The following is a 7843-nucleotide window of genomic DNA, read 5'->3' as shown; positions in this document are numbered from 1 at the left end:
CCATGGACCAGGGCCTGCGCTTCGCGATCCGCGAAGGCGGCCGCACGGTCGGCTCGGGCGTGGTGACCAAGATCGTCGAATAGGCCAAGGCCCAAACGACAAGACGACTATCGGGCGGCCGCCGGAGGACACTCCGGCGGCCGTTTCGATTCCGCCACCCCCCTCACTGTCATCCCGGAATCCGCGAAGCGGATATCCGGGACCGCCGGAAACGCCGATGGGCGACGGCGGTAGCGTGCGCCGGCGCCTGCCGCGGTCCCGGATATCCGCTTCGCGGATTCCGGGATGACAGAGGAGGGGGCGGCGGCGCGGCGGCGCGGCGGGCCCGCAAGCGCTCAAACGAAAACGGCCGCCGGGGTTTCCCCCGGCGGCCGCCGTCGTGTCGTGGATGCGGACGCCTTACGGGGCGCCGCCGCCGCCGGGGCCGCCGAAGAAGGACGAGTTCGCGCCCAGGATCGTCTTGCCGATCTCGCCGCCGAAGGTCTCGGAGGCGCTGTCGAGCGAGGCGCCGTGGCGGTCGCGGTCATGCAGGCTGCCGCCGAACGCCCAGGTCAGGCCGACCTTCAGGGTGTCGGAGTGCAGCGGCGTGCTGTGCAGGTCGCCGCGCTCGTAGGCCAGGCTGACGGCCAGCGGCAGGGACTTCAGCTGGTACTGGCCCTTCACGCCGTAGGTCCACAGGTCCTCGTGGCCGAAGCCGCTTTCCGTGAAGCGCGCGTAGTTGATCTTCCCGCCGACCGTGAAGTTGTCGGTGATGAAGTACTTGGCGCCCACGCGCACGCCGAAGATGTGCTCGTCGGTGTCGGTGACGCCGGCGTAGCCGACCGCGCCTTCGAGGTCGAACTTCGGGTTCACGTAGAACTGGCCTTCGCCGCCGCCGCCGACCGCGGTGATGCCCTTGGCGGTTTCGATGCCGAGGAACGCGCCGCCGGTGAACTGGTCGTTGCGGTAGAACACGTGGCCAGTGGGGGTGAACACCGCCCGGTCATTCGTGCCGAAGCCGGCCGCGCCAAAGCGGTAGTCGCCGATGTCGGCGTCGAACTGGCCGCCGATCTTGCCCGACAGCGGGGCCGCGACGGCGCCCTTCAGGCTCCAGACGTCGATGGCGGTGTCGCCAACGCCGCTCGCGCCGATGTCGGGACGCGTGTAGGACCCTTCGATGTAGCCGCTGGTGGTGGTGGTCGACTCAGCGTGAGCCGCCGTCGCCAGGGCCAGGACGGCCGCGGCGCCAAAAAGAACGCTCTTCATATATATCCCCTTGGATACTTCGCAGTTTATGTGATCGGCGCTCATGGAAGCGGCGCCGATGCGCAGGAGCTAGGCGCCGGCCCCTGATGGCGCAACCTCCGCCTGCGGATTTTCCCCCAATTGGGGAGTCGCTGTGGCGCAAAGGCCACGCTTCATTGCTCAAAAGTCACTTTCGCCGTCAGTTGGCGAATGACTGCGATTTAAGCTGCCTTGGCGGCGTGGCTCGGCTAGCGTCCCGCTTTCGAGTGAGGGCGGAGGGCCTGCGTGGCGTCTGCGAAGGGAATGGGCGTCAGCCGCTGGCCGGGCCTCGCCGTGCTGGCGTGGGTGCTGTCGGCGGCGGGCGCGGTCGCCGCGGCCCCGTCCGTGGAGATCCGGCACGCCGCCGCCCGGGTGGTGGTGATTCCCGAGCCCCGCCGCGACGTGGCCATCGCCGTGCTCCCCAGCCGCAGGCTGCCGTTGCGGGTCAGCCACTTCGTCGGACGTTCCTACGTCGACGGCAATGTGAACCGCCGGGTGAAGGGCTGCCGCATGGTCGCCGGCAAGCCGGTGGTGTCGATCACCGGGCTCGGCGACGTGGCCTATGCTGACCTGCCGGAGGTCGTCATCCACACGCCGATGGAGGTGAAGCTCACCGTGGGCGAAGCGGTGTTCGGCTCCATCGGGCGCAGCGACAGCCTGGTCCTCGCCAACGCCGGCTGCGGCGACTGGACGATCGCCAACGTCACCGGCCGCATGGAGATCAGCCAGACCGGGTCGGGCGACACCCGCACCGGCACGGCCGGCTCGGCGCTGCTGCGTATCTCCGGCTCGGGCGATATCGCCACCAAGGCGCTGCGCGGCGGCCTGCAGGCGGTGTCCACGGGGTCCGGCGGCATCCGCGTGAGCCAGGTGGACGGCCCGCTGGACATCAAGGTCGTGGGCGCCGGCGACGTTCGCGCCCAGGACGGCCAGGTCGGCGCGATGAAGGTCTCCATCGCCGGCGCGGGCGGGGTGGAGTTCGGCGGCGTGGCCCAGAGCCTCGACGCCTCGATCATCGGCTCGGGCGGCGTTCGCGTCGCCCGGGTCACCGGCCCGGTCACCCGGCACCTGCTGGGCGCCGGCGCCGTGCACATCGGTCCCTGAGCCCGGGAGACGGCCCATGTCCCACCGCACCGTCACCGCCGTCGCCACGCTCGCGGCGCTGCTGAGCGCGCATGGCGCCCCGGCCCTGGCCGCCGAGGGCGACGCCATGCCGACGGTGCGAATCCGCAACGCCGCCGTGCGGGTGGTGATCGTACCCGAGGCGCGCGCCGACGTTGTGGTTCGCGTGGTGAAGGCCAACCCCCGGCTGCCGGTGTTCGTCGGCGTCACCGGCGACACCACCATCGTCGATGGCCATCTGCAGACCTGGTTCCTGCGTTGCCGCGGCCACGGTCGGGACTTCCGGGTCCGCACCATGGACCGGGGCGCCTTCGGCTATGACGACCTGCCGCTGGTGGTGATCGAGACGCCGCTCGACGCCCGGGTCGCCACCGGTGGCCTCGGCGCGGGCGGCGCCGTCACCGGCTCGGTCGGCCGGGCCGATGCGCTGTCGCTGGATCTGGGCGCCTGCGGCGACTGGACGGTGGCCAATGTCAGGGACCGCCTCTCGGTGGCCGTCGGGGGCTCCGGCGACGTCTCCACCGGCTCGGCCGGCTCGGCGCGCCTGACGATCTCCGGCTCCGGCCGCCTGCGCACGCGCGCCATCGCCGGCGACCTGTCCGCGCGGGTCAGCGGCTCCGGCGAGGTCGAGGTGGCCCAGGCGGGCCATGCGGACCTGGACGTCTCGGGTTCGGGTGACATGCGCCTCGGTCCGGTGACGGGGGGGCTGCGGGCCTCGATCAGCGGCTCGGGCGACCTGAAGGTCGAGCGACTGGCCGGCGACTTCGACTCCACGGTGTCCGGGGTCGGCGACGTGAAGGTCAGCGACGGGCAGGTCGGGGCCATGCGCACCCACATCTCCGGCTCCGGCGACGTCGACTTCGGCGGGACGGCGCAGAGCCTGGAAGCGGTGATCAGCGGGCGCGGCGACGTGAGCGTGCGCACCGTGACCGGCAACGTCGACAAGCGGATTTCCGGCGCGGGCGCGGTGCACATCGGCCCCTGAAGCGGCCCCTGAATCGACCCGTGAATCGACCCCTGAAGGGACGCCGGCGCCGGCCCGGAGTGCGGCCCGATGTCCGCCCGCGCGGCCATCCGCGCACAGGCGTTGACGTTTGGCCCTCTCGCGAGTATCAACCGCGCTCTTTTCGAGGCCGGGAGTCGTTCCGGCCCCGATGAACCGGACGTCCCCAACCGGACATCCTGACGCGTCGGAGCGCTTTACAGCGTTTCGGCGCCGTTTCGTGTTTATCGGGCGCCGCCGTGGTTCCGCTTCGAAGAACTAGTCTTGAATGGAACCCCTGAGGCGCCTCGGCCGAAAGGCACACGCCTCCTCGAACGTAACGAAAGAGCGAATGCCGACAGTCAACCAGCTGATCCGCAAGCCGCGCGTGTCAAAGCCCGCGCGGAACAAGGTTCCCGCCCTGAAGGGCTCGCCGCAGCGTCGCGGCGTGTGCACCCGGGTCTACACCGTGACCCCGAAGAAGCCGAACTCGGCGCTGCGTAAGGTCGCCAAGGTCCGCCTGACCTCGGGCATCGAGGCGGTGTGCTACATCCCCGGCGAAGGCCACAACCTGCAGGAACACTCGGTTGTGCTGATCCGCGGCGGCCGCGTGAAGGACCTTCCCGGCGTCCGCTACCACATCCTCCGCGGCGTGCTCGACACCCAAGGGGTCAAGGACCGCAAGCAGCGCCGGTCGCTCTACGGCGCCAAGCGTCCGAAGTAAGGAAGAAACGATATGTCCCGCCGCCGCCGCGCCGAGAAACGCGAAGTCCTGCCGGATCCCAAGTTCGGTGACCTCATCCTGACGAAGTTCATGAACTACGTCATGTACGAGGGTAAGAAGGCCGTTGCCGAGAACATCATCTACGGCGCCTTCGACATCCTGGAAGCCAAGCGCCGCGACCAGGGCCCGCTGGAGACCTTCCACTCCGCCCTGGAAAACGTGCAGCCCGCCGTGGAAGTGCGTTCGCGCCGCGTCGGCGGCGCCACCTACCAGGTGCCGGTGGAAGTGCGTCCGGACCGCCGTCGCGCCCTGGCCATCCGCTGGCTGGTCACCGCCGCCCGCAAGCGCGGCGAGAACACCATGACCGAGAAGCTGGCCGGCGAACTGCTCGACGCCTCCAACAACCGCGGCGCCGCGGTGAAGAAGCGCGAAGACACCCACAAGATGGCGGAAGCCAACCGCGCCTTCTCGCATTACCGCTGGTAGCCCCCCATATAGGCTGCTTCCCAGCACACCACTTCCGGACGCGGGCGGTTTGAGCTAAACCGCCCGCGCCGTTCGTTCAGCCCCAATTTCCTCGTTCCGGCAGAGCCAGCATCATGCCCCGCACGCACAAAATCGAAGACTACCGCAACTTCGGCATCATGGCCCACATCGATGCCGGCAAGACGACCACCACCGAGCGGATCCTCTACTACACCGGCAAGTCGCATAAGATCGGCGAAGTCCACGACGGCGCCGCGACCATGGACTGGATGGAGCAGGAGCAGGAACGCGGCATCACCATCACCTCGGCCGCGACCACCGCCTTCTGGGCCGGCAAGCGTCTGAACATCATCGACACCCCCGGGCACGTGGACTTCACCATCGAAGTCGAACGCTCGCTGCGCGTGCTCGACGGCGCCGTCGCGGTGCTGGACGGCAACCAGGGCGTCGAGCCGCAGACCGAGACCGTCTGGCGCCAGGCCGACCGCTACAACGTTCCGCGCATCGTGTTCGTCAACAAGATGGACAAGATCGGCGCCGATTTCGACAAGTGCGTCGAGAGCATCCGCGACCGCCTGGGCGTGAAGGCCGTTCCGATCCAGATCCCGATCGGCTCCGAAGCCGCCCTGAAGGGCATCGTCGACCTGGTCCGCATGAAGGCGGTGGTGTGGGACTCCGAAGGTCTCGGCGCCAACTACCACGACGAAGAAATCCCGGCCGACATGAAGGAAAAGTGCGAGGCCGCTCGCAACTACATGGTCGAGAACGCCGTGGAACTCGATGACGAGGCCATGGAAGCCTACCTCGGCGGCGACGAGCCGTCGGAAGAGGTGCTGAAGAAGTGCATCCGCAAGGCGGTGCTGACCGGCGCCTTCTACCCGATCCTCGGTGGCTCGGCCTTCAAGAACAAGGGCGTGCAGCCGCTGCTGGACGCCGTGGTCGACTTCCTGCCCTCGCCGGTGGACATCCCGCCGACGCAAGGCATCGACTTCAAGACCGACGAGCCGGTCGAGCGCCGCGCCTCGGACGAAGAGCCGCTGTCGGTCCTGGCGTTCAAGATCATGGACGACCCCTTCGTCGGCTCGCTGACCTTCTGCCGCATCTATTCCGGCAAGCTGGAAAGCGGCATGGGCCTGCTGAACTCCACCCGCGACAAGCGTGAGCGCGTCGGCCGCATGCTGCTGATGCACTCGAACAACCGCGAGGACATCAAGGAAGCCTACGCCGGCGACATCGTCGCCCTGGCCGGCCTGAAGGACACCCGCACCGGGGACACCCTGTGCGATCCGCTGAAGTCGCCGGTGATCCTGGAGCGCATGACGTTCCCGGAACCGGTGATCGAGGTCGCCATCGAGCCGAAGTCCAAGGCCGACCAGGAAAAGCTGGGCGTCGCGCTCGGCAAGATGGTCGCCGAGGACCCGTCCTTTACCGTCTTCACCGACCAGGAGTCGGGCCAGACGATCATGAAGGGCATGGGCGAGCTGCACCTGGACATCAAGGTCGACATCCTGCGCCGCACCTACAAGGTGGACGCCAACATCGGCGCGCCCCAGGTGGCCTACCGCGAGTCCCTCAGCCGCACGGCCGACATCGACTACACGCACAAGAAGCAGACCGGCGGCACGGGCCAGTTCGCCCGCGTCAAGATCCTCTTCGAGCCGGGCGAGCAGGGTTCGGGCTTCGTGTTCGAATCCAAGATCGTCGGCGGCGCGGTGCCGAAGGAATTCGTCCCCGGCGTGCAGAAGGGTCTGGAATCGGCCAAGGAAAACGGTCTGCTGGCCGGCTTCCCGGTGATCGACTTCAAGGCCACCCTGCACGACGGCGCCTTCCACGACGTGGACTCCAGCGTGCTGGCCTTCGAAATCGCCTCGCGCGCCGCCTTCCGCGAACTGCGTGAGAAGGGTGGGCCGAAGCTGCTCGAGCCGATCATGAAGGTCGAGGTGGTGACGCCGGAAGACTACGTCGGCGACGTCATCGGCGACCTGAACTCCCGCCGGGGCATGATCCAGGGCACCGACCAGCGCGGCAACGCCCAGGTGATCAACGCCTTCGTTCCGCTGGCGAACATGTTCGGCTATGTGAGCAACCTGCGGGGCATGACCCAGGGCCGCGCCCAGTTCACCATGCAATACGATCACTACGAGCAGGTGCCCCAGGTGGTCGCCGACGAAGTGATCAAGAAGTACGCCTAAACCAAACCCAGAAACCCTTATTTGCAGCCCCGTTTCTGGGGCCGGAGCTAGAAGAATGGCCAAGGAAAAGTTCGAACGCACGAAGCCTCACTGCAACATCGGCACGATTGGTCACGTTGACCATGGGAAGACGACGCTGACGGCGGCGATCACCATGATCCTGGCGAAGACGGGCGGTGCGACGGCGAAGAAGTACGAGGACATCGACGCTGCGCCGGAAGAGAAGGCGCGGGGGATCACGATCAACACGGCGCACGTGGAGTACGAGACGGCGAACCGTCACTACGCGCACGTGGACTGCCCTGGCCACGCCGACTACGTGAAGAACATGATCACGGGCGCGGCGCAGATGGACGGCGCGATCCTGGTGGTGTCGGCGGCCGACGGCCCGATGCCGCAGACGCGCGAGCACATCCTGCTGGCCCGTCAGGTGGGCGTGCCGGCGCTGGTGGTCTACATGAACAAGGTGGACCTGGTGGATGACGCCGAGCTGCTGGAGCTGGTGGAGATGGAGGTTCGCGAACTTCTGTCGTCCTACGAGTTCCCGGGCGACGACATCCCGATCGTCAAGGGCTCGGCCAAGGTGGCGATCGACGGCGGTGATCCGATCATCGGCGAGAACTCGATCCTGGAGCTGATGACCCAGGTCGACGCCTACATCCCGCAGCCGGAGCGTCCGGTTGACCTGCCGTTCCTGATGCCGGTGGAAGACGTGTTCTCGATCTCTGGCCGCGGCACGGTGGTGACGGGCCGGATCGAAAAGGGCGTCGTGAAGGTCGGCGAGGAAGTGGAGATCGTCGGCATCCGTCCGGTGCAGAAGACGACCTGCACGGGCGTCGAGATGTTCCGCAAGCTGCTGGACCAGGGCCAGGCGGGCGACAACGTGGGCGTGCTGCTGCGCGGCACCAAGCGTGAGGACGTCGAGCGCGGCCAGGTGCTGTGCAAGCCGGGCTCGATCACGCCGCACACCAAGTTCGTGGCTGAGGCCTACATCCTGACCAAGGACGAGGGCGGCCGCCACACGCCGTTCTTCTCCAACTACCGCCCGCAGTTCTACTTCCGCACGACGGACGT

8 protein-coding genes are annotated in these 7843 nt (G+C 67.9%); 7 read left to right on the top strand and 1 reads right to left on the bottom strand.

The genetic code is table 11. The annotated features are described in order from the left end of the window. On the top strand, positions 1–83 hold an 83-nt coding region (locus tag ACO2Q3_RS26855; protein WP_423312395.1), incomplete at its 5' end, for a hypothetical protein. Positions 84–399: 316 nt separating this feature from the next. On the opposite strand, the gene ACO2Q3_RS26850 is transcribed toward ACO2Q3_RS26855, so the two are convergent. Beyond that, positions 400–1245, bottom strand: a complete 846-nt coding sequence (locus ACO2Q3_RS26850; protein ID WP_423312393.1) for an outer membrane beta-barrel protein — start codon at positions 1243–1245, stop codon at positions 400–402. Positions 1246–1509: 264 nt separating this feature from the next. Between ACO2Q3_RS26850 and ACO2Q3_RS26845 the strand changes: the two genes are divergently transcribed. The 6 genes from ACO2Q3_RS26845 to tuf form a co-directional block, all read left to right on the top strand. After that, the gene (locus ACO2Q3_RS26845; protein ID WP_423312391.1) at positions 1510–2367 is read left to right on the top strand and encodes a GIN domain-containing protein; all 858 of its coding nucleotides are present in this window, start codon (positions 1510–1512) and stop codon (positions 2365–2367) included. 16 nt (positions 2368–2383) lie between these two features. After that, positions 2384–3370 (top strand): GIN domain-containing protein, encoded by a 987-nt coding sequence (locus tag ACO2Q3_RS26840; RefSeq protein WP_423312389.1) that lies wholly within the window; start codon positions 2384–2386, stop codon positions 3368–3370. A 349-nt stretch (positions 3371–3719) separates the two neighbouring features. Further along, positions 3720–4091 (top strand): 30S ribosomal protein S12, encoded by a 372-nt coding sequence (rpsL, locus tag ACO2Q3_RS26835; RefSeq protein WP_423312387.1) that lies wholly within the window; start codon positions 3720–3722, stop codon positions 4089–4091. 12 nt (positions 4092–4103) lie between these two features. After that, positions 4104–4577 carry a 30S ribosomal protein S7 gene (rpsG, locus tag ACO2Q3_RS26830; RefSeq protein ID WP_423312385.1) on the top strand — a complete coding sequence of 158 codons (474 nt, stop codon included), beginning with the start codon at positions 4104–4106 and terminating at the stop codon, positions 4575–4577. Positions 4578–4690: 113 nt separating this feature from the next. Beyond that, positions 4691–6769 carry an elongation factor G gene (gene fusA, locus ACO2Q3_RS26825; RefSeq protein ID WP_423312383.1) on the top strand — a complete coding sequence of 693 codons (2079 nt, stop codon included), beginning with the start codon at positions 4691–4693 and terminating at the stop codon, positions 6767–6769. Positions 6770–6824: 55 nt separating this feature from the next. Continuing rightward, the coding region (gene tuf, locus ACO2Q3_RS26820; RefSeq protein ID WP_423312381.1) for an elongation factor Tu at positions 6825–7843 on the top strand (1019 nt) is incomplete at its 3' end.

This window comes from Caulobacter sp. KR2-114, assembly GCF_049446115.1.
Classification (GTDB): Bacteria; Pseudomonadota; Alphaproteobacteria; order Caulobacterales; family Caulobacteraceae; genus Acaudatibacter.
This window is presented reverse-complemented; position numbering and strand designations above follow the sequence as displayed.

What these genes read in the sequence shown, in the direction of transcription:
- rpsL (WP_423312387.1), top strand. Translation starts at nt 3,720, where the DNA reads ATGCCGACAGTCAACCAGCTGATCCGCAAGCCGCGCGTGTCAAAGCCC.
- rpsG (WP_423312385.1), top strand. Translation starts at nt 4,104, where the DNA reads ATGTCCCGCCGCCGCCGCGCCGAGAAACGCGAAGTCCTGCCGGATCCC.
- ACO2Q3_RS26850 (WP_423312393.1), bottom strand. Translation starts at nt 1,245, where the DNA reads ATGAAGAGCGTTCTTTTTGGCGCCGCGGCCGTCCTGGCCCTGGCGACG.
- ACO2Q3_RS26840 (WP_423312389.1), top strand. Translation starts at nt 2,384, where the DNA reads ATGTCCCACCGCACCGTCACCGCCGTCGCCACGCTCGCGGCGCTGCTG.
- fusA (WP_423312383.1), top strand. Translation starts at nt 4,691, where the DNA reads ATGCCCCGCACGCACAAAATCGAAGACTACCGCAACTTCGGCATCATG.